Annotated in this window: 28 protein-coding genes; 24 read left to right on the forward strand and 4 right to left on the reverse strand. The window is 62.6% G+C overall.

Annotated features, from left to right (window positions below; all coding sequences use genetic code 11):
* Window positions 1–623 precede the first annotated feature (623 nt).
* Complete coding sequence (locus tag KHN93_RS18635; protein WP_211921036.1) at window positions 624–1,841, forward strand: AlbA family DNA-binding domain-containing protein; 1,218 nt, start codon at window positions 624–626, stop codon at window positions 1,839–1,841.
* Window positions 1,842–1,966: 125 nt separating this feature from the next.
* On the opposite strand, the gene KHN93_RS18640 is transcribed toward KHN93_RS18635, so the two are convergent.
* From KHN93_RS18640 to KHN93_RS18655, 4 genes are read right to left on the reverse strand one after another with little or no spacing between them, the layout of a single operon-like run.
* The gene (locus tag KHN93_RS18640; protein ID WP_211921038.1) at window positions 1,967–2,677 is read right to left on the reverse strand and encodes a DNA-methyltransferase; all 711 of its coding nucleotides are present in this window, start codon (window positions 2,675–2,677) and stop codon (window positions 1,967–1,969) included.
* Window positions 2,595–2,840, reverse strand: a complete 246-nt coding sequence (locus KHN93_RS18645; RefSeq protein ID WP_080936676.1) for a Com family DNA-binding transcriptional regulator — start codon at window positions 2,838–2,840, stop codon at window positions 2,595–2,597. Before KHN93_RS18645 ends, KHN93_RS18640 begins: the two co-directional genes overlap by 83 nt.
* 25 nt (window positions 2,841–2,865) lie before the next feature.
* Window positions 2,866–3,888 (reverse strand): phage portal protein, encoded by a 1,023-nt coding sequence (locus KHN93_RS18650; protein ID WP_211921040.1) that lies wholly within the window; start codon window positions 3,886–3,888, stop codon window positions 2,866–2,868.
* Entirely contained in the window at window positions 3,888–5,651 is a 1,764-nt protein-coding gene (locus KHN93_RS18655; protein ID WP_212579646.1) for a terminase ATPase subunit family protein, read from the reverse strand. The genes KHN93_RS18650 and KHN93_RS18655 overlap by 1 nt, the downstream gene beginning before the upstream one ends.
* Window positions 5,652–5,793: 142 nt before the next feature.
* Here KHN93_RS18655 and KHN93_RS18660 point away from each other — a divergent pair, with 142 nt between their 5' ends.
* The 23 genes from KHN93_RS18660 (at window position 5,794) to KHN93_RS18770 (ending at window position 19,607) form a co-directional block, all read left to right on the forward strand.
* Window positions 5,794–6,636 carry a GPO family capsid scaffolding protein gene (locus KHN93_RS18660; protein WP_211920339.1) on the forward strand — a complete coding sequence of 281 codons (843 nt, stop codon included), beginning with the start codon at window positions 5,794–5,796 and terminating at the stop codon, window positions 6,634–6,636.
* Window positions 6,637–6,681: 45 nt separating this feature from the next.
* A complete protein-coding gene (locus KHN93_RS18665) occupies window positions 6,682–7,695 on the forward strand; it encodes a phage major capsid protein, P2 family (protein ID WP_211920340.1) in 1,014 nt (337 codons plus the stop codon).
* A 3-nt stretch (window positions 7,696–7,698) separates the two neighbouring features.
* Window positions 7,699–8,418, forward strand: coding sequence for a phage terminase small subunit (gpM, locus tag KHN93_RS18670; protein ID WP_211920341.1), 720 nt, complete (start codon window positions 7,699–7,701; stop codon window positions 8,416–8,418).
* Window positions 8,419–8,516: 98 nt separating this feature from the next.
* A complete protein-coding gene (locus KHN93_RS18675; RefSeq protein WP_211920342.1) occupies window positions 8,517–8,984 on the forward strand; it encodes a head completion/stabilization protein in 468 nt (155 codons plus the stop codon).
* The gene (locus KHN93_RS18680) at window positions 8,984–9,193 is read left to right on the forward strand and encodes a tail protein X (protein WP_211920343.1); all 210 of its coding nucleotides are present in this window, start codon (window positions 8,984–8,986) and stop codon (window positions 9,191–9,193) included. Before KHN93_RS18675 ends, KHN93_RS18680 begins: the two co-directional genes overlap by 1 nt.
* 4 nt (window positions 9,194–9,197) lie before the next feature.
* Complete coding sequence (locus tag KHN93_RS18685; RefSeq protein ID WP_005929454.1) at window positions 9,198–9,554, forward strand: phage holin family protein; 357 nt, start codon at window positions 9,198–9,200, stop codon at window positions 9,552–9,554.
* The gene (locus KHN93_RS18690; RefSeq protein WP_005922189.1) at window positions 9,547–9,822 is read left to right on the forward strand and encodes a phage holin family protein; all 276 of its coding nucleotides are present in this window, start codon (window positions 9,547–9,549) and stop codon (window positions 9,820–9,822) included. The genes KHN93_RS18685 and KHN93_RS18690 overlap by 8 nt, the downstream gene beginning before the upstream one ends.
* Window positions 9,822–10,460: a glycoside hydrolase family 19 protein gene (locus KHN93_RS18695; protein WP_211920344.1), complete on the forward strand. Its 639-nt coding sequence runs from the start codon at window positions 9,822–9,824 to the stop codon at window positions 10,458–10,460. The genes KHN93_RS18690 and KHN93_RS18695 overlap by 1 nt, the downstream gene beginning before the upstream one ends.
* A complete protein-coding gene (locus KHN93_RS18700; RefSeq protein WP_211920345.1) occupies window positions 10,460–10,948 on the forward strand; it encodes a hypothetical protein in 489 nt (162 codons plus the stop codon). The genes KHN93_RS18695 and KHN93_RS18700 overlap by 1 nt, the downstream gene beginning before the upstream one ends.
* Complete coding sequence (locus tag KHN93_RS18705; protein ID WP_211921042.1) at window positions 10,945–11,364, forward strand: phage tail protein; 420 nt, start codon at window positions 10,945–10,947, stop codon at window positions 11,362–11,364. The genes KHN93_RS18700 and KHN93_RS18705 overlap by 4 nt, the downstream gene beginning before the upstream one ends.
* Window positions 11,352–11,819 carry a phage virion morphogenesis protein gene (locus tag KHN93_RS18710; protein WP_211921044.1) on the forward strand — a complete coding sequence of 156 codons (468 nt, stop codon included), beginning with the start codon at window positions 11,352–11,354 and terminating at the stop codon, window positions 11,817–11,819. The genes KHN93_RS18705 and KHN93_RS18710 overlap by 13 nt, the downstream gene beginning before the upstream one ends.
* Window positions 11,820–11,918: 99 nt before the next feature.
* On the forward strand, window positions 11,919–12,305 hold the full coding sequence (locus KHN93_RS18715; RefSeq protein WP_244812149.1) for a response regulator: 387 nt from the start codon (window positions 11,919–11,921) through the stop codon (window positions 12,303–12,305).
* A gap of 173 nt (window positions 12,306–12,478) precedes the next feature.
* Window positions 12,479–13,423: a diguanylate cyclase domain-containing protein gene (locus KHN93_RS18720; protein ID WP_211921048.1), complete on the forward strand. Its 945-nt coding sequence runs from the start codon at window positions 12,479–12,481 to the stop codon at window positions 13,421–13,423.
* Window positions 13,424–13,551: 128 nt separating this feature from the next.
* Complete coding sequence (locus KHN93_RS18725) at window positions 13,552–14,442, forward strand: baseplate assembly protein (protein WP_211921050.1); 891 nt, start codon at window positions 13,552–13,554, stop codon at window positions 14,440–14,442.
* Window positions 14,435–14,983, forward strand: coding sequence for a phage tail protein I (locus KHN93_RS18730; protein ID WP_211921052.1), 549 nt, complete (start codon window positions 14,435–14,437; stop codon window positions 14,981–14,983). Before KHN93_RS18725 ends, KHN93_RS18730 begins: the two co-directional genes overlap by 8 nt.
* A gap of 3 nt (window positions 14,984–14,986) precedes the next feature.
* Window positions 14,987–16,192 carry a glycine-rich domain-containing protein gene (locus KHN93_RS18735; protein WP_211921054.1) on the forward strand — a complete coding sequence of 402 codons (1,206 nt, stop codon included), beginning with the start codon at window positions 14,987–14,989 and terminating at the stop codon, window positions 16,190–16,192.
* Window positions 16,193–16,214: 22 nt separating this feature from the next.
* Window positions 16,215–16,421, forward strand: a complete 207-nt coding sequence (locus KHN93_RS18740) for a hypothetical protein (protein ID WP_244812150.1) — start codon at window positions 16,215–16,217, stop codon at window positions 16,419–16,421.
* 78 nt (window positions 16,422–16,499) lie between these two features.
* Entirely contained in the window at window positions 16,500–17,063 is a 564-nt protein-coding gene (locus KHN93_RS18745; RefSeq protein ID WP_211921058.1) for a phage baseplate assembly protein V, read from the forward strand.
* Window positions 17,060–17,419, forward strand: coding sequence for a GPW/gp25 family protein (locus KHN93_RS18750; RefSeq protein WP_211921060.1), 360 nt, complete (start codon window positions 17,060–17,062; stop codon window positions 17,417–17,419). The genes KHN93_RS18745 and KHN93_RS18750 overlap by 4 nt, the downstream gene beginning before the upstream one ends.
* Before the next feature lie 11 nt (window positions 17,420–17,430).
* Window positions 17,431–18,597, forward strand: a complete 1,167-nt coding sequence (locus KHN93_RS18755; protein WP_211921062.1) for a phage tail sheath protein — start codon at window positions 17,431–17,433, stop codon at window positions 18,595–18,597.
* A 30-nt stretch (window positions 18,598–18,627) separates the two neighbouring features.
* On the forward strand, window positions 18,628–19,137 hold the full coding sequence (locus tag KHN93_RS18760) for a phage major tail tube protein (RefSeq protein WP_211921064.1): 510 nt from the start codon (window positions 18,628–18,630) through the stop codon (window positions 19,135–19,137).
* A gap of 45 nt (window positions 19,138–19,182) precedes the next feature.
* Complete coding sequence (locus KHN93_RS18765) at window positions 19,183–19,485, forward strand: phage tail assembly protein (RefSeq protein WP_211921067.1); 303 nt, start codon at window positions 19,183–19,185, stop codon at window positions 19,483–19,485.
* 8 nt (window positions 19,486–19,493) lie between these two features.
* A complete protein-coding gene (locus KHN93_RS18770) occupies window positions 19,494–19,607 on the forward strand; it encodes a GpE family phage tail protein (protein WP_005922203.1) in 114 nt (37 codons plus the stop codon).
* Window positions 19,608–19,632 lie beyond the last annotated feature (25 nt).

Consider the following 19,632-nt stretch of genomic DNA (forward strand, 5'->3'; position numbering starts at 1 on the left):
TGCGGTGGCCGGAGCCCCGTTCCAGACCCCTAATAGGCAATTTTTGGGATGACCATCGGGAGGAGGTAATTTAGGTAATCCGGCCTCATAAATGCAAATATCTATATATTTATCAAATACTTACACAACAACATCAAAGGTAATTAAAGGGTAACTTAGAGGTAATGGGATTACCTTTTAGGGAGGTAATTAAACTCTCAAAAAATACCCTTAAAATTCAATTACATAACTTTTTTATGGGAGGATAATTACCTTAAATCACCCCAAAAGGTAATCCATAATTTCCCATTTAAATCAGTCGCTTAGGCCCTGTTTCAGTTCTCGGATTACCGATTACCTTGTTCCGATGGTCATTTGCCGAAATGCGCCTGGCGGTCAAGCCGAGGAAAGCAGCCGTACCCACCCGCAAAGCGCCCTAGGCGCGCAGGGATCTGCAGGGAAGAGAGGCCCCCTTGAATCGTACGGATCGGTAACAGCAGCGCGCCCTAGGCCCACCCTGCGGGGGAGCAGCGAAAACCGTGCATGAAGACCGCAGGCGTGGCGGGGCGACGATTGCGCGCGCCGACGCGACCGGGACAAGCTGTTGAAGATGGACCGTCGACTGTAGATGGGCGGAGCGGCTATTGACGGGCAAGCATGTGGCAGCTGATAAGAGCCGCCTATCAACCGGCGGCAGAACGATGGCTATCAACAGCGAATGGATAGAGCGGCTTGTGCAGGACCAGGTGCAGGAGTCGCTTCATTTGGACTTCAAGCGCGAGCTTCCGACCAAGCGAGAAGACAGCCGAAAAGAATTGCTGAAGGACGTGTGCGCCCTGGCAAATACCGAGGGCGGCCGAATTGTTTATGGCGTCCGGGAAGGTAACGATGGCCTCGCTGAGGCAATCGTTCCTATCGCTAGCGAGGACCGAGATGATGCACAGAGGCGCCTGGATCAATGCATTGCAGACGGTATCGAGCCACGGGTAGTTGGATATACCGTACTGGCGATCTCAGTAGACGGCGGATACGTGCTTGTGGTCGAAGTTCCGCAGCAGTACGGCGGTCCGTTCCAGACCAATTTCAACAATCAGAGAAAATTTATCTATCGGCAGGGAACGATGAACTTGGAAATGAACTACGGCCAACTTCGCGCAGCATTTCAGCTTCGCGGAAGAGTATCACAAGCCGCAACTGAGTGGCGAATTGGGCGTCTCGCTCACCTGGATCGTTCAATCCAGAAACGGCAGCTTGAAGACGTAGCTTGGCTTACCTTGCACATCGTTCCACACCAAAGCTTATTTGGTGATTCACAAATAGATATCCATGCCGTTAGAAATAGACATCGATCTCTAATTGAGGGCGACCATACGCTTTCATCTACCTTCACTGCCGATGGCCTACTTTACACAGACGCAGGACGCGGCGAGCCGAAGAGCAAATTCATCCGTATTTTTCGGTCGGGTCTGGTTGAAGTGGTTTGGAAAGGCAGAGCTAGACAGGAGCTAGGGAAACTTGTCATCCACGGCTACACTGCCACGGCTCTGATGAGAAATGCATCCAAAAACTGCGCAATAGCGCTTGGCCAAGTGGGTATTACCGGGCCAGCGTACATCGCTCTCTCGGGCATTAATGCAGAAGGGTACGGCCTGCTTTATCCTGGACCGGACTTCCCACAAGAGGCAGCGGCGCCATGGGAGCCGGCGATCGAACTACCCATGCTTGAGGTGGATAGTCTTGCTCAACTTGCAACCGATCCCGACATCTGGTGCCGCCAACTAGCTAACATGTTATTCCAAACATTTGGACTTGAAGAATGTCCATTTTATTCAGCTGATGGCAAATGGATCTCCAGAGGGTAAGAGCGATAAATCTCTAGCAACTTTCTGTGTTGGACGAGCTTATGTAAGGCTGACTGGTGGGTTGGAGGGCATAGAACATCATGATCGGAAATAAGTAAGAGGGCGGCTATGCGCCCCCTCATTTCTTAGACACCGCCAAGACGGTCGCGCGCCACAGCAGCGTATTGGTCGGTCATCTCAATTCCAACCGCCTCGAAGCCTTCCAACTGGGCAGCAACCAAGGTAGTGCCAGACCCGGCGAAGGGATCAAGCACACGCCCACCCGCCTCGCAGATCCGCACCAGCTGCCGCATCAATTCAGTGGGCTTGCCGGTCAGGTGATGCTTGTCAGCTTTGCGTACCGACTCACGGATGACACCTGGCAGCACAGGCGCGCGGCGATCCAACGGCATGTTGCCCTTGCTGCCCCACACGATGTATTCGGCCTGGTTGCGGAAGCGCCCCAACTGCGGTCGCACGCCTTCGGTCTTGTCCCAGACGGTGATGCCGCGCCAGGTGAAGCCGGCGATCTGCAGCGCGTCAGTGGTCAGCGGCAGCTGCCGCCAGTCGGTGAACAGCAAGACCGGCGCGCCGTCTTTGAGCACACGCGCGCACTCGGACAGCCACAGGTGCATCCACTTCAGATGCGAGCGTTGGTCGCGCTCGTCGCCAACGAAGTCGGCATGCAGCTGGGCGCCACCGCCTTGCACATATTTCTGCGACGGCGGCTTGGCACGAGCGGCGGCCGTCAGGCCACCGCTGGCGTACGGCGGGTCAGTGATCAGTGCGTCGAACGAATTCGCTTCGAGCGTGGGCAGGATGGTCAGGGCGTCGCCCTGCAGGAGCTGATTTTTCATGGTGAGAGCCTTCTTGGATTCGCTCGCGGCGATCGGAGGTGAGGCTCTCGGCCTTCAGGTGATTGAGCGTGCCGCAGCGTGGGCACTTGATCTGGATTTCATCGAATGCGCCGGCCTTGCACAGCAGGCGGGCGCATTCGCCACAACGGAGGTTCTTGAGCATTGCGTGGTCTTGCGGTGGAAAAGGATTACGCGGCCGCTGGCGGCGCGTAGGGGGCGAAAGAGATCACCTCATCGCCCACCCAGTCGTTGATCTTCAACATGCGCGCCTGCAGCGGTTCGAGCTCGTTGGCGGCCCACACAGCAGCGGCTTCACGGATGGAACCGAAGCCCCCTGCGTTCTGCGGCACGATGCCCATGAGCTGCGGCGGGATGCGCAGCGCGGCCAGCATGTCGTCGCGGGTGATGCCCTTGATGCCGCTGAACTCATCCTTGGCCGCCACCTCGCTCACCGGAATCAGCTTCAGGCCATCCTTGTTGCCGCCCGGCGAATACAGGAACAGGTTGCGGAAGTTGCCCGGCCCTTTGGCACCCTTCATGGCGTTGCGTAGCGCATCGACGTCCTCCTGGCTCTGCTGCGGGTCGGTCAGGTACAGGATGAAACCGGCATGCGAGCCGTTGTTGTAGTACTTTCGGCGAAACAGCGTGGCCGATTCGTTGAGCAGCGCGGACTGCATCGCCGGCATCCACTCGGGCAGGCCGTAGAGCTCCTGATCGACATCGGCTTCGCGCAGCTGGAACACGCTGCCCGGCTCGAACATGTGTTCGTCGTGCCAGGTGCGCACTTGGAAGTACTCGCCCTCGGTGACGCCGCGCCGCATGTACTTTGATAACGGCGCAGCCAGCGACAGGGCACCGCCCATGCGGTTGCGGCGGCGCTCAAGGTAGCCATTGCCCAGCGTGATCCAGTCCAGCGACAGCTGCTCGAACGCCTCGCGCGTCAGCAGCCGATGCGGCTTGAAGGTGCGCGCCAGCATGTTGCGCTTGAAGATCAGCCCGGACTGCAGGAACGGATTGCTGCGCGTGGTCTTGGACAGGCCATCCAGCGCCACCGGTGGCTCATACCAGCGCCCGTTCTGCCAGCACTCCAGATAGTCCAGCACCCCGCGCCCATCGAGCACCGGCGTCGGGTCGCCGAAGGTAAAGGCCTCGGCACGTGTGGGCACGGCAGGCGCTGCAGGCGCGGTGGCGGGCAGCTGGTCGGTCAACATCAAGAGATCTCCATGAAGCCGGAGTTGCGCGCGGTGCGCCCCTCCAGCGGTTCGTTCTGCAGCGCGTGGAACAGTGCCCACGCCAGGTCCGCGTGGCCGGTCTCTTCCGAGCGGCCGGCGGTGAAGGTGGATTGCCGGCCGCTGGCCGTCATCGTCTTGCGGATGGCCATCAACGACTGCGCCACGTCGGTCCAGCCGGCGTCGAACTCCAACCGCCCGTTGTGGATCACGTCGAACGCCTTGAGTACCAGGCGCGTCTTGACCTCGGGTGAGTAGCTGAAGGTGACCAGATTCGGGAAGAACTGCTTCACCAGCTGCGCCACGCCGCTGCCCATGCCGGTGGTGTCGATGCCGATATAGGTCACCCAGTACCGGCGCGTGATGCGCTCGATCTCGGCGGCCTGCTTGGCAAAGTCCATGCCCCTGAACTGGATCCGCTCCAGCAAGCGGAACTTGCCGCCGGGCAGCTGCGGTGGCGCCACCACGACCAGGCCGGCAGTGTCGCCGGTCTCGGCCGGGTCGTAGCCGATCCATACCGCGCGATCGCCGTAAGGGCGCGCGGCGAACGGTTTGTAATCCTGGCCCCACTCGACCCAGCTGTCGACCATGCACGGCTGCAGCATTGCCAGCGGGAAGATGCTGGCGCCGTCGTCAACGAACTCGCACATCAACAGGTTGGCAAAGGCGTCCGGGCTGTATTCCTCGCGCAGCTCATCGATGTCGAACAGGTCACAGCCACGGCGCTGGGCGTCGAGGATGTTGACGATCTGCCGCCAGGCGCGGTCCTGGCAGCGGCGCCCACCGGCCAGCGCATCGTGCGAGACATCGATCTGGATCCGCTGTGCGGCCGGCTTGCCTTTGTTACGGCGCTCGCCGGTCCAGAAGGTGTAGGCCTCGTGCGCCATGCTGGACGGCGTGCTGAAGTAGGTCTTGCGCCACTTCTGGTGCATGGCCATGCCGCTGGCAACCTTCTCCAACTCGTTGAACCCGTAGGTCCAGAAGAATTCGTCGAAGTAGAAATTGCCGTGGTAGCCCTGCGCGGTGCGTGCATTGGTGCCCAGGAAGAACAGCTCGGCGCCGTTCGGAAACACGATGCTATCGCCGCCGGAGAGCGTCTCGTCGATCGTCTCGCGCACGAACTGCTGCATGTAGCCACGGAACAGATGCGCCTGCGCCTTGGAGGCGCTGAGGAAGATCTGATTGCGCCCGGTGGTGAGCGCATCGATCAGCGCCTCGCGGGCGAAGTAGTACGTGGCACCGATCTGACGCGACTTGAGGATGATGCGGGTACGTTGGTTGCCGGCGCGGTACCAGTCGCGCTGATAGTCGAAGCAGCCGTCGACGAACGCCGTCGTCAGCTGTTCGATCTGCTCTTCAGTGAAGTCGTTGCGCTTGGGCTTCTTCTTTGGCGCAGCATTGCGATTGGCGACAGCCGGATTCAGATCGGCTTCGTTGCCGCCGCCCTGGTAGCGCTGGATGCGCGCCTGACGCTCAAGCTGCCGGTGCAGCAGATCAATTTCCTTGAAGTCGCCGCCGGACTTTTCCGGCTTCATGATCAGCACGACAAGCCGCGCCTCGAGCGCGCCACCGATGCGCTCAACGTTGTCTGCGCGATCCCACTCGTCACGCGACTTCCAGCTGTGTACAGTCTTCTCGTTCTCGCCGATGGCCTGCGCAATTTCGGTCACGCGCCATCCCATCCAGTACAGGAACTTGGCCTGTCTGCGGGTGTCCATCGGGAGCTGGGTGGCAACGCTTTGCATGCCGACCAGGGTGCGGCCCACCTCTTAATCCCGACAGTTCAACGACGCGTAATCGCCGGGTTTACACGGTGATTGCGTTGCTGCGTTGTGCCTCGCGTTTGACCATGGGTCATCGCAAACGCATCCAGCGCAGAGGACACCCATGTCGGCCAAGGCCAAGAAGTTTCGTTCCAACTGGTTCCGCGTGGCCGTCGAAGGCGCCACCACCGATGGCCGCACGATTCAGCGCAGCTGGATCGACGACATGGCCGTCACCTACAACCGCGAGACCTACAACGCCCGCATCTGGATCGAGCACATGCGCAGCCTGCTGCCGGACTCGCCGTTCCGTGCGTATGGCGATGTCACCGCCGTCAAGGCCGAAGAGGTGGAGATCGACGGCACCAAGCGTCTGGCGCTGTTTGCACAGATCGAGCCGACCGCCGACCTGATCACCATCAACAAGTCCAAGCAGAAGCTCTACACCAGCATCGAGGTGCAGGAGAAGTTCGCCAACACCGGCAAGGCGTATCTGGTCGGCTTGGCCGTGACTGATTCGCCGGCCAGCCTGGGCACCTCCATGCTCAGCTTCGCCAGCCAGAACCCGGACGCCAACCCACTGGCCGATCGCAAGCAGTCACCGGGCAATCTGTTCACCGTCGCCGAGGAAACCGCGCTGGAATTCAGCGAAGTCAGCGAAGGCCCGGTCGCCAATCTGCTCAGCCGGATCCGCACCGCGCTCAAGAGCGAAGACGCCACCAGCATCACCGCCGAACAGTTCGCCGACCTCGGCCAGGGCGTCGAAGAGATCGCCGAGCACGTGCGCGGCCAGGACGAACGCTTTAACCGCCTGCAGGCCGAACACGCCGAGCAGAAGACCAAGCACGAGCAGCTGGCGAACGACCTGGCGCAGCTGCGCGAGTCGCTGTCGCAGCAGCCCGACCCCGCGCAGCCCGCACGGCCGGTGGTCACCGGCAGCGGCGCGGCCGTGCTGACCGACTGCTGATCCCACACCACACACACGCCGCAGCGCCACACCTTCGGAGCCACCATGCAAAACGCCACCCGCCTTCAGTTCAACCAGTTCGCCGAGCAGATCGCCAAGCTCAACGGCATCACCTCCGCTTTCCATTCCTTCGCAGTCGATCCGACCGTGCAGCAGAAGCTGGAAACGCGCATGCAGGAGTCGAGCGAATTCCTGTCCAAGATCAACATCATCCCGGTGGACGAACTGTCCGGCCAGAAGGTGGGCATCGGTGTCACCGGCAGCATCGCCAGCCGCACCGATACCGGTGCCGGCAAGACCCGCACCCCGCGCAACATGGCCGCGCTCGACAAGAACGAGTACGTCGCCAAGAAGACCGACTTCGATACCGCGATTCCGTATGCGTTGCTCGATACCTGGGCCAAGTTCCCCGACTTCCAGGCGCGTCTGCGCGACGCCATCGTCAAGCGTCAGGCGCTGGACCGTCTGCAGATCGGCTTCAACGGCACGCACGCTGCTGCCGACACCGACCGCGCCGCGTTCCCGCTGCTGGAAGACGTCAACATCGGCTGGCTGCAGCAGTACCGCACCAACGCCGCCCAGCGCGTGCTGGCAAGCGGCAAGACGGCAGGCAAGGTCGTGATCGGCGGTGCCGGCGCCGACTACGGCAACCTCGACGCGCTGGTGTATGACGTGGTGAGCAACCTGCTCGACCCGTGGCACCGCAAGGATCCGAGCCTGGTGGTGGTGCTGGGCCGCGACCTGATGCACGACAAGTATTTCCCGATGGTCAATAAGGACCAGCCGGCCAGCGAGAAGATTGCCACCGACCTGATCTTGAGCCAGCGCCGCGTCGGCGGCCTGCAGGTGGCCGAGGTGCCGTACCTGCCGGACGGCGCGTTGATGGTCACCTCGCTGGCCAACCTGTCGATCTACTACCAGACCGGCGGCCGTCGCCGTCACATCAAGGAAGCGCCGGAGCGCGATCGCATCGAGAACTACGAGTCCTCCAACGACGCCTACGTGGTCGAGGACTACGGTCTGGGCTGCGTGGTCGAGCACATCGAGATCGAGGCCTAAGCCATGGCCGACAGTCCCGCCAAGCGTCACCACAGCCGCGTGCTCGCCGAGCTGGAGGCAGCCCAGCGTGCACCGCACCACCTGATGGCCGGCGCCACCGCCTACGAGCAGCACATGGCGCAGCTGCAGAGCGACCGCCTGCGGCTGAAGCAGATCCAGTCCACCCAGGGCAAGGCGGCACTCAAGGTGCAGCTGCTGCCGACCTACGTGCCATATCTGGCCGGCGTGCTGGCCGGCGGCCAGGGCGCGCAGGACGAGGTCGTCATGACGTGCATGGTGTGGCGCATTGACGCCGGCGACTATGCCGGCGCGCTGGAGCTGGGCGCCTATGTGCTCAAGCACGGCCTGCAGATGCCCGACCGCTTCTCCCGCACCGTGGGCTGCGTACTGGCCGAGGAAGTGGCCGAGGCGGCGTTGTCGGCACAGAAGACCGGCCAGCCGTTCGATGCGGCCGTCCTGGCCGACACCGCCACGCTGACCGCCGAGCAGGACATGCCCGACGAGGTGCGCGCCAAGCTGCACCTGGCGCTGGCCCGCGCATCGCTGGCTGGCATCACCGACGAGACGCCCGCCGACCAGGCGCAGCCGATCGCCGCTGCCGCTGTGGCCGACCTGCAGCGCGCCATCGCACTGCACGGCAGCTGCGGCGGCAAGAAGGATCTGGAGCGCGCCGAGCGGCTCCTGAAGAAGTTCAGCGCTGAGCCTGCGGGCACCAGCGCATAACCGAGCGTCCCCGCAACCCTCGCCGGCTCGGGGCTGATCCACAGCACTGCACCGCTGCGGTGACGCCCCGACCACCGGCGATCTCTTCCGAGCCATCCATGAGCGGATTCACTGCCACCGGCACCACCAGCGCCACGCCCGATGCGATCGCCAATGCGCCGTTCTGGCCAGCGATCGCACCGGCGAGTGTGCGGGCAAGCATGCGCCTGGATGGCACCGTCACTGATGCACGCCTGCGCCACGCGATCATCGCCGCCATGTTGGCGGTCAACGATGAGCTGCAGACCTGGGCGCAGACGCAGCAGTCCGCCGGCTGGGCCGCGTTGGCCGATGTACCCAGCACCACCGTCGACGGCGTCTCGCGCCGCGTGCAGCTGTACCTGCGCGCCGTCGCGTGTGCCACGGCGGTCGAGGTGGCAGAGCGTTATCGCAGCTTCGACGCGACCGACAGCGCCAACCAGCGCGCCGATGACCTGTCACCGAGCATCACCGAGCTACGCCGCGACCAGCGCTGGGCCGTGCGCGACCTGCAGAACCTGCCGCGCAGCACGGTGGAGCTCATCTGATGCGCGTGCACGCCATGCAAGGCGACACCGTCGACCTGCTGTGCTGGCGCCACCTGGGCAGCACGGCCGGCCTGGTCGAGCGCGCCTACCTCCTCAATCCCGGCCTGGCCGAACTGGGCGCCGTGCTGCCGCATGGCACGCCAGTGGAGTTGCCCGAGGTAACCACCACCACAGCGGCGATGACGCCGCTTGTGCAGCTATGGGACTGATCTGATGACCGAACCCACCTCCGTATCGAGCGGCTTTTTGATCGCCACCGGTGTGGGCCTTGCCTCCGTGCTGCCTGGCATCGACGGCGATGCACTGATCGGCGCCTTCGCCGGCGGCGCGCTGTTCGTGGTGTCCGCCGCCAAGCAACCACTGCTGGCGCGGCTGATCTATTTCCCGGTGAGCGTGATCGCCGGCTACCAGCTGGCGCCGGAAATCCTGCGCTGGTTGCCGATCAAGTCCAGTGGCGTGGCCGCCTTCGCCAGCGCGGCCTGCGCGATCACCGTCACGCTGGGCCTGATCGAAAAGAGCAAGTCCTTCGACTTTTCCTTCCTACGTCGTGGAGGTCCGCCCAGTGCATAGCCTGGTCACCGTCCTGACGTTGATGGCCTCGCTCGCCATCTGCGTCCGCCTGCTTACCTACCACCGCCCGGTCGATGCGCGCCATCGACGCGGCGCGGGCTGGTGCGCGTGGTTGCTGATCGCCAGCACCGGCGGCCAGGCACTGCACATCCTGCTGGCCGGCGCCGGCTCGCAAGTCAGTCTTTGGCACCTGGGCACGTTGATCGTGCTGGCGGTGCTCACCTACCGCGCCCAGGGCAATGTGGCGCGCATCCTGAAGGTCGATTGATGTTCACCGATACCCAGCTCGCCTCGATCATGCAGTGCTCGGCGCAACGCGCTCAGCGCTGGCATGGCCCGCTGCTCGCCGCTGCCAATCGCTTCGGCATCACCACCAAGCGCCGTGCCGCGCACTGGCTCGGCCAGGTCGGCCACGAAAGCCTGAGCCTGTCGCGCATGGAAGAAGGGCTGACCTACACCACCAGCGCACGGCTGTTGGAAGTATTCGGCGCACGCATCACGCCAGCACAAGCACCCAAGTTTCTGCGCAATCCGGTCGGCCTGGCCAACTTCGTCTACGCCAACCGCCTGGGCAACGGCAACGAAGCCAGCGGAGATGGCTATCGCCACCGGGGCCGTGGTCCGATGCAACACACCTTCCGGGGCAACTACCGCCGTATCGGCGTGCTGATCGAGCTGCCGGTGGAAGAGCAGCCGGATCTGCTGCTGCAGATTGAGCCGAGCGCACTGGGTGCGGCGGCGTACTGGCACGACAACGGCCTCAACGTGCTGGCCGATGCCGGCGATGTGCTCGGCCTGGGCCGCAAGATCAACCTGGGCAACGTGCGCGCCAAGCGCCTGCCCGAAGGCCACGGCGATCGCGTTACGCGCACGCAGCGCGCCCTGCAGATACTGGGCGTGAGCTGATGGTCACGCGCCTGATCCTCCTGCTGGCGCTGATTGTAGTGCTCGTCGGTGGCTGCGTGTGGCAGGAGCAGCGCGTCAGCACCGCACAACGCGAACGCAAGCAAGCTCTAGACGCAAAAGTTTCCGCTATCGCCGAGCGCGACAGCGCAAAGAGTTCCACAAAGGTCGTTGTCGAGTACGTCGACCGCGTGCAAATCGTGCGCGAAGCCGGCGCCACCATCACCCGCGAGATCCCGATCTATGTCACCCAAAAAGCAGACGCTGCTTGCGCTATCCCTGCTGGCTTTGTGCGGCTGCACGACGCCGCCGCCTCGGGCCAGCCTGCCGGGCCGTCCACCGGAGATCCTGATGCGCCGGCCGCCGGCATTACGCTCTCTGGCATTGCCGGCACCGTCGCCGACAACTACACCAGCTGCCACGCCACCGCCGCGCAGCTAAGCGCGCTGCAGGACTGGATCGACCTGCACACGCTGGAGCCTGCGCCATGATCAAGCCCGCCAGCCTGCGCGCGCATCTGGTCGCGGCCTTGCCGGACCTGGCACGCGATGCCGACCGGCTGCTGGTGTTTATCGACGCCGGCAGCCTGGTCAGCACGTTCCAGCCGGGGCTGTCGTTCGAGTACCAGTACACGCTCAACCTGATCGTGACCGACTACGCCGGCCACCCGGACAGCGTGATGCTGCCGCTGCTGGAATGGGTGCAGGTCAATCAGTCCGAGCTACTTTCCAATACGTCGCGACGCGGCGAGATCACCTTCGAGGCCGACATCCTCGCCAACGATGCCGTGGATCTGTCGATCAAGTTGCCGCTGACCGAACGCGTGGTCGTGACCGCGAAGGATAGCGGCGGCTACGACATCACCCATGCACCCGAGCCGCAGATCGATCTGAAATGGATGAGCTGACCGCGCTGGAGAACTGGGCCGGGCCGTTGCTGGCTCGCCTGCAGCCCGGTGAACGCCGCACGCTGGCCCGGAAGATCGGCACGGAGCTGAGGCGCTCGCAGAGCCAACGCATCGGCAAGCAGCAAGCGCCAGATGGCACGCCGTACGCACCACGCAAGCAGCAGCTGCGGCAGAAGGCCGGACGCGTCAAACGCGCGAAGATGTTTGCCAAGCTGCGCCAGGCTAAACACTTCAAGGTCAGCGCCAACCCCAACTCTGTGAGCATTGGATTCGTGGGGCGCGTATCGCGCATCGCCCGTGTGCATCAGGAAGGGCGTGTCGATCAAGTCCGTCGCCACGGTCCGAAAGTGCGGTTCGCAGCGAGACCACTCCTCGGATGGAATGCCGAAGATCGGCTAAGAGTGCAGCAGCTGATCGCTAAGCACCTCGACGGCCCAGAATTCACCAAAATTTAACGTTCGCATACGCAGCATTAACATTCGGTTGCGAATGGCAGATGTCTTCATGGAAGAGCCACCAAGCACAGCTGGCTCCCTCCTATGAGAATTTTTGACGTGTCCGCCACAACGCCACCCAAGGTCCTAATCGTCGAGGACGATATAAATCTTCGCATTGTTTGTGAGATGACACTCGCTACAGGCGGCTATGAGTTCCGCAGCGTCGACGGCCCGGTGCAGGCGTTTGAGATCCTACGAACCGGTCAACTATTTGATCTGATCCTTTCAGACCTCAAGATGCCTGGTCAGATTGATGGCCAAACCTTCATTCGCGAGTTGCGCCGGATGGGCGTGAGGACTCCCGCAATACTCACGTCGGGCTACTCGTTCGACGACTCACAATTGCCTGAGGCTACCTGCTTCTTGGCGAAACCCTACACGGTCAGAACGTTGCTCGATCTGATCAAGGAATGCCTGACCAAACATGAGTCCGATCCTGAATAGGGTTGGCCGTCGCGTTGGCTACCTTCACACGGCGTCGCATTTGACCCAACAGTCACGCTTGCAGGCCGGTCCCGCTGTCAATTGTTCCAAGTTCTACCGCAAAGCGATGATGATGTGGGGATCTACAGAGTGCCGTGAGATTGCCGATAGTGGGGAAACAGAGGGGGTTCCATATGCCAGGCGCACTTAAAAACCAACTTCCATTCTCGTCAACTAGCGAGACAGTCGACGAGGTTCTGGGCTGTCTGGCCCAACTGACGCCACTAAGGACCTGGATCTTTGCAGAGGTCAAGAATGACTACTGGATCATCCGGGCATGCACCGATTCAAGCTTTGGCCTCAAGGTCGATCAATTCTTGAGCTGGTCCGAATCGGTATGCCGACGAGTCATCTCCAGGGGTGGTCCCCAATGCGCGCCGGACTTGCGCAAGATAGAGCATTTGGCAGGTGCGCCGATCGCCATCGAGCTTGGCATTTCTAGCTACCTCGGCGTGCCGATCAAGATTCCCGGCAAGATGGAGGGCATGTTGTGCGGCATAGACACCCAAGTGGTCGGCGGTGAATTGTTCCACTTGCTTCCCGTAGCCGAGACGTTTGGGCGTGTCCTTGCAAGTAGTTGGGCACAGCATCTTTCCGAAACTCAACCAGCAGTGGCAGATCCGCAGGATGTGCAAACGGTTGATTTCCTGACAGGACTCTATGACCTCACCGCCTTCCAAAGCCTCCTTCAGAACGCGACAGAGGTGCAGCGTGGTGAGCAGGGAGGCGTCTTACTTTTCGATCTAGACGTCAGCAGTGCAGGAAAGGATTCTGGAAAGCAGAAAGAAATAGAAATCGCAGCAGGCCTGTTGAAAGCAGCGACGCGTCCGCAGGATGGTCTCGCACATCTCTCGCAAGGTGAGTTCGCTATTTATCTGCCAGGTATCAGTGAGGCCGGCATGCTATCGGTTGCTCGACGTATTCGTTCATCTCTTGCCGCGCGTGGCCTCAAATCAAAGTGGGGAGCGAGCTGGTTCAAGAACATGGATCAACTCGACAACATAGACAAAGTGCTCAAACATGCCAGCGCACATAGCAGCGGCACGAATATTTCGACGCAGGCATCAGCTCAAGACTGAGTCTCTTTGTGTTATCCATGCACTGGTACGCAAGATTGAGCATGTAGCGGCCATGGATACGTCAGGGACAGATGGGCTTAGATGCAAGGATAAGGGAGCCTTGGCGTAGGCTTTCTTGTCTCCCGAACATGGCTTCTTTTACCGCTGTCGATCTTTCAAAACTTCGAGCTCCCGAGTTGATCGAGAGCTTGAACTTCGAAGCGATTTTCGCCGAGGCGCTAGCTCAGTTTCGCCGGCTCATGCCGGAATTCTCTGCACTCACTGAATCGGATCCGGTCTACAAGCTCCTGCAGCTGTTCGCCTCCCGCGAGTTGCTAATTCGCCAACGTGCCAACGAAAAAGCCCAGCAGACCATGCTGGCTTTTGCGACCGGCACCAACCTCGATCACCTCGGCGCGCTGTTCGGTGTGGCGCGCCTAGTACTCGATCCGGGGCAGCCGGAGAACGGCATTGCACCGACCCATGAGTCGGACGTGGACTTCCGCCGCCGCATCCAGCTGGCACCGGAGGGTTTCAGCGTTGCAGGCCCCGAGGGCGCGTACATCTATCACGCGCTGAGCGCAGCGGCCGATGTCATGGACGCCAGTGCCACCAGCCCCGCACCCGGGCAAGTGCTGGTCACCGTCCAGTCGCGCACCGGCGATGGCACGGCTCCACAAGCGTTGTTGGACCAGGTCGCTTCGATTCTCACCAACGATGACGTGCGTCCGCTGACCGACAGTGTCACGGTCCAGAGCGCCCAGATCGTCCCGTATGCCATTCGTGGGCGCGTCTACACTTATGCCGGCCCTGACTCGGCAGTGGTCATGCGTGAGGCGCTGCGCAGCCTGCGGGCGTATCTGGATGAGGCACACCGCATCGGCCGTGATGTTCCGGAGTCAGCGATCAAGGCCAAGCTGTTCGCCGATGGTGTGCAACGCATAGAGCTGGACGCGCCTGCCGCCGACATCCGGATCAGCCGCACGCAGGCCGCGCACTGCACATCGATCGACATCGTGCACGCCGGCATCGATGAGTAGTTCACCGCTGCCGCCGAACGCTACGCCCATGGAGCACGCACTGGCCGCTGTCACAGCGCGCTTGGAAGCGATTCCACTGCCGTACCCGGACCTCTGGAACCCAGACACCTGCCCGGCTAGCCATCTGCCGTGGTTAGCCTGGACGCTATCGGTGGATGACTGGAAGGCCGACTGGAGCGATGCGGTCAAGCGCTCACGCCTGCGTAGCGCCATGGCGATCCAGCGCCGCAAGGGCACCGCCAACAGCGTCCGCATGGTGGTGGCCTCGTTCGGGGGTGCAGTGACCATCCGCGAATGGTGGCAGCAGCAGCCGCGCGGGCAGCCGCACACCTTCGAGCTGACGCTCACGCTCAACGGCTCCGATGGGCGAGCTGCGAGCGCTCGGTTTGTCGATGAGGTTATTGCCGAGGTTGAGCGCACCAAACCGGTCCGCTCGCACTTCGGCTTCGTGCAGGGGCTGCAAGCCACCGGCAATGTCTCGCTGGTCACCGGTATTCGCATCATCAACTACCGCCGTCTGTCGATGACGGCGCAGGGATAAGCCATGGCGTTACAACTGATCCTCACCACCGCTGGTCGATCGGCGCTGATCAACGCCGAGAAGAACGGCACCAATGCCGTCAAGGTGACCAGCATCGGTTTCACTGCGGCGGCATTCGCTGCAACGGAGGACCTGAAGACAGTCCCAGGTCAGCACCTGACGCTTTCCAGCATCTCGGGCGGCACCACATCATCCACCACCATCCATGTCACTGTCAGCGACACGAGCCGGGGCACCTATGAGGTGCGCGGCTTCGGGCTGTATCTGGAGAATGGCACGTTGCTGGGCAGCTATTCCCAGCCCGAGCTGATCATGGAGAAGGCCGCGGCCTCAGACCTGCTGATGTCGGCTCACATCCTGTTTTTGGGCGTCACCGTGTCTTCGGTGACGTTCGGCAATGCCAACTTCACCAACCCGGCCGCGACCACTGAGAAGGAAGGCATTGTCGAACTCGCCACGCGCGCAGAGGCCATTGCAGGCACAGACCCGCAACGTGCCGTCACACCGGACGCATTAAAGGCAGCGATCGACAGCCGCAGTGGTTGTGCGCGCTTTGAGGCATCGGGCACCTTCACTGTCCCTGCAGGCGTGACGGCGATCTATGTCAGCGCCTGTGCTGGCGGCGGTGGTGGCGGTGGCGGCGGAACCCGCGCCGAAAAGTCCAGTGGGTCTGGGGTCTACACCGCGACTGGCGGTGGCGGCGGAGGCGCTGGGCAGTCGATTCAGCGCGTGCGCTTTGCGGTCACACCTGGGGTGAGCCATCCCATCGTCATCGGTGCCGGTGGATCAGCTGGAGCAGGCTCACGCACGGACGGTACACCTGGGGCCGCCGGTGGTGCTGGGGGAGCAACAGTCATCGGGAATCTCGTCACCTTGGCCGGTGGCCAGGGAGGTGGTGGCGGACTCGTCGGTGCCAACCAGGTTGGCGGTGCAACCGGCGGAGATGGCTACCCAGCTGGCGGTGACTCCGCAACGATCGCAACAACTGCTCCCTACGGCTCTGCTGGCACCGGAGGGTCGTGTGCGTTTGGTGGCGGTGGTCCTGGCGGCCGCAGTGCGGGCGATACCACGTCGGCTAGCCGCAGGGGCTTTGGGTTCGGTGCCGGTGGCGGGGGCGGCGGTGGTGTGTCCGCCGGTGCTTCTGCCAGCACGTTCGGCAAGGATGGGGCCACCGGGTGCCCCGGCTTCGTTTTCATTGAGTGGTGCTGAGATGACGATTGGACGTTACGCGATGATCCAAACCGGGACCGACGTGGTGGTCAACATCATCGTTTCCGATAGCGCTTTCACCGTTGAAGGTTTCGAGTTCGGCCCACTCCAAGACAAGACCGTGTGCGAGCCTGGCATGTACTTCAATCGCCGCGACGGGCTGTACTACTTCGACGCGCAGTTCACCCAGCGCGAGTTGATCGCACCGGAACCGCCTGCGAATTTGTAGCACCGCTGCGCTGCGTAGATCACGCAGCTACAGCACAACTGCAGTGTCATCCTGCACGCGCGCGACGACCATGACTGCATGGGCAACGCATCCTCCGCACTGAGTAACGCCATTCGCCTCGGCACCGTTGCCGAGGTGAATCTCGCCAACGCACGCTGCCGCGTGCAGGTCGGCGAGATGCTGACCGACTATCTGCCTTGGGTGGTCACACTGGCCGGCACCACCATCATCTGGTCGGCGCCGTCGGTCGGCGAGCAAGTTGTGGTGCTGTCGCCTGCTGGCGACCTGGCCGATGGCCTGGCACTACGCGGCCTGTACTCGGACCAATTCGCAGCGCCCGCTTCGTCCGATACGTTGCACGTGCTTCGCTTTGCCGATGGCGCGCAGATCCACTACGACACCGAGGCGCATGCGCTGCAGGCCACGCTGCCCAGCGGTGGCACCGCGTCCATCACCGCGGATGGCGGCATCACGCTCAACGGACCGCTGACCGTCAACGGCAAGACGATGCTCAATGGTGATGCGACCATCACCGGTACCGCGAAGGCGACCACCGATGTCATCGGCGGCGGGATCAGCCTCAAGAACCACAAGACCACCGGCGTGACGGCCGGCAGCGCACTCAGCGGTGGCCCGCAGTGATCGGCGTTGATGCCACCACCGGCCGTGTGATCGAGGGCGAGCAGCACCTGGCCCAATCGATCGCCTGCATCCTCACCACACCTATCGGCACGCGTGAGCAGCGCCGCGACTTCGGCTCGCTGCTGCCCGAGCTGATCGACCACCCGTTCAACGGCGCCACCCGCACGCTGCTCTACGGCGCCACGGCCACCGCGTTGATGCGCTGGGAGCCGCGCCTGCGCCTGACCCGCGTCGACCTGGTCATCGGAGATGTGCCTGGCAGCTTCGTGCTGACAGTCGATGGCGAACGCACCGACGTCGCTCCCGCCAATGCGCGCTCGCGCATGACCATCCCGCTCCGCTTCCGCTCGTCCTGATTGAGGAACCTATGTCTACTGCCTACCACCACGGCGTTCGCGTCATCGAAGTCAGCGCAGGTGCGCGCGTCATCCGCACCGTCTCCACCGCCATTGTCGGCCTGGTCGCCACGGCCTCCGATGCGGATGAGAAAATCTTTCCGCTCAACAAGGCCGTGCTGGTCACTAATGTGCTCGGTGCCATCGCCAGTGCCGGCACCAAAGGCACCTTGCGTGACACCCTGCAGGGCATCGCCGACCAGACCAACCCGGTGACCGTCGTGGTGCGTGTGGCCGATGGCGAAGACGCGGACAAGACCTCGTCCAACGTCATTGGCGAGGCCAAGTCCAGCGGGTACACCGGCCTGTATGCGCTGCTCGCGGCGCAAGCACAGCTGGGCGTGCGCCCGCGCATCCTGGGCGCGCCGGGTCTGGACACACTGCCGGTGGCCAAGGCACTGGCGACCATCGCCAAGAAGCTGCGCGCCATGGCCTATGTGCGGCCGGTCGCCGATACCGTGGCCGAGGCGATCACCTACCGTGGGCAGTTCGGCGATCGCGAGTTGATGCTGATCTGGCCGGACTTCCTGGCTTTCGACACCGCCACCAGCACCACGACAGCGGCGTATGCCACTGCACGTGCGCTCGGCCTGCGCGCCAAGATTGACACCGAGCAGGGCTGGCACAAGAGCCTGTCCAATGTGCCTGTGGCGGGCGTCACCGGCATTTCCAAGGACGTGCACTGGGATCTGCAGGATCCGGCTACCGATGCGGGTGTGCTCAACGAGGGCGACATCACCACGTTGGTCAACTTCAACGGGCAACGCTTCTGGGGATCGCGCACGTGCGCCGAGGACAACATGTTCGCCTTCGAGACAGCCACGCGCACCGCACAGGTCCTGGCCGACACCATCGCCGAGGGCGTGGCGTTCTACGTCGACAAGCCGATGCATCCCTCGCTGGTCAAAGACATCGTCGAAGACATCAACGCCAAGTTCCGCGACCTGAAAGCGTCCGGCTACCTGATCGATGCCACCGCCTGGTACGACGGCACCGTCAACAGCGCCACCACGCTCGCCGATGGCGCGCTGCGCATCGACTACGACTACACGCCAGTACCGCCGCTGGAGAACCTGCAGCTGTACCAGAAGATCACCACCAGCTACCTGGCCGACTTCGCCGAACGCGTCAACGCGTAACGCACTCGCCTTTGATTCCCGGAGAAACCCATGGCTTTGCCCAAGAAACTCAAAGCGCTCAACCTGTTCAACAACGGTGAGAGCTATCTCGGCCAGGTGGTCGAAGTGAAGCTGCCCACGCTGTCCCGCAAGATGGAGGAATATCGCGGCGGCGGCATGAATGGCCCGGTCGACATCGACTTCGGCCAGGAGAAGATCGAGCTCGAATGGAAGTGCGGCGGCATGATGCGCAGCGTGCTCAATCAGTACGGCGCCACAACGCACAACGCCGTGCAGCTGCGTTTTGCCGGTGCCTATCAGCGCGACGACAGCGGCGCGGTGGATGCCGTCGAATTTGTGGTGCGCGGCCGTCACAAAGAGATTGATCCCGGTACCGGTAAGTCCGGCGACGACACCGAGTTTTCCGTCAAGACCTCTGCCAGCTATTACAAGCTGATGATCAACGGCTCCACGGTGGTCGAAATCGATCTGATGAACATGATCGAGATCGTCAACGGCGTGGACCTGCTCGCCCCGCACCGCCGCGCTATCGGCGCCTGACCCTTCCGGCCTGGCGCCGCCAGGCCTCAGCCCTGAGACCTTCCGATGACCCCGACCTTTTCCCCTGCCATTCCCCTCGACCAGCCCATCGTGCGCGGCGAGCAGACCATCACCGAGCTCAAGGTGCGCAAGCCCGGCGCCGGTGAGTTGCGCGGCCTCAAGCTCGCCGAGCTGCTGCAGATGGATGTCACTGCGCTGGCAACGCTGCTGCCGCGCATCTCTTCGCCCACGCTGACCACCGCCGACGTCAACGCGATGGATCCAGCCGACCTGTTGGCGGTCGGCCAGGAGGTGGCGCTTTTTTTCTTGCCGAAGGCACAGAGAGAAGTGGTTTCCCCGACTGCGTAGAGGATGCGATGGCCGACATCGCGGCCATCTTCCACTGGCCGCCGTCTGAGATGGACGGCTGGTCGCTGCACGAACTCACGGCGTGGCGCGAGCGTGCCCGCCTGCGAAGCGGAGCCGAATGATGCCCTACCCGAACCACGAGGCCGC

Source organism: Xanthomonas arboricola pv. juglandis (assembly GCF_905367715.1).
Lineage (GTDB): Bacteria > Pseudomonadota > Gammaproteobacteria > Xanthomonadales > Xanthomonadaceae > Xanthomonas > Xanthomonas arboricola.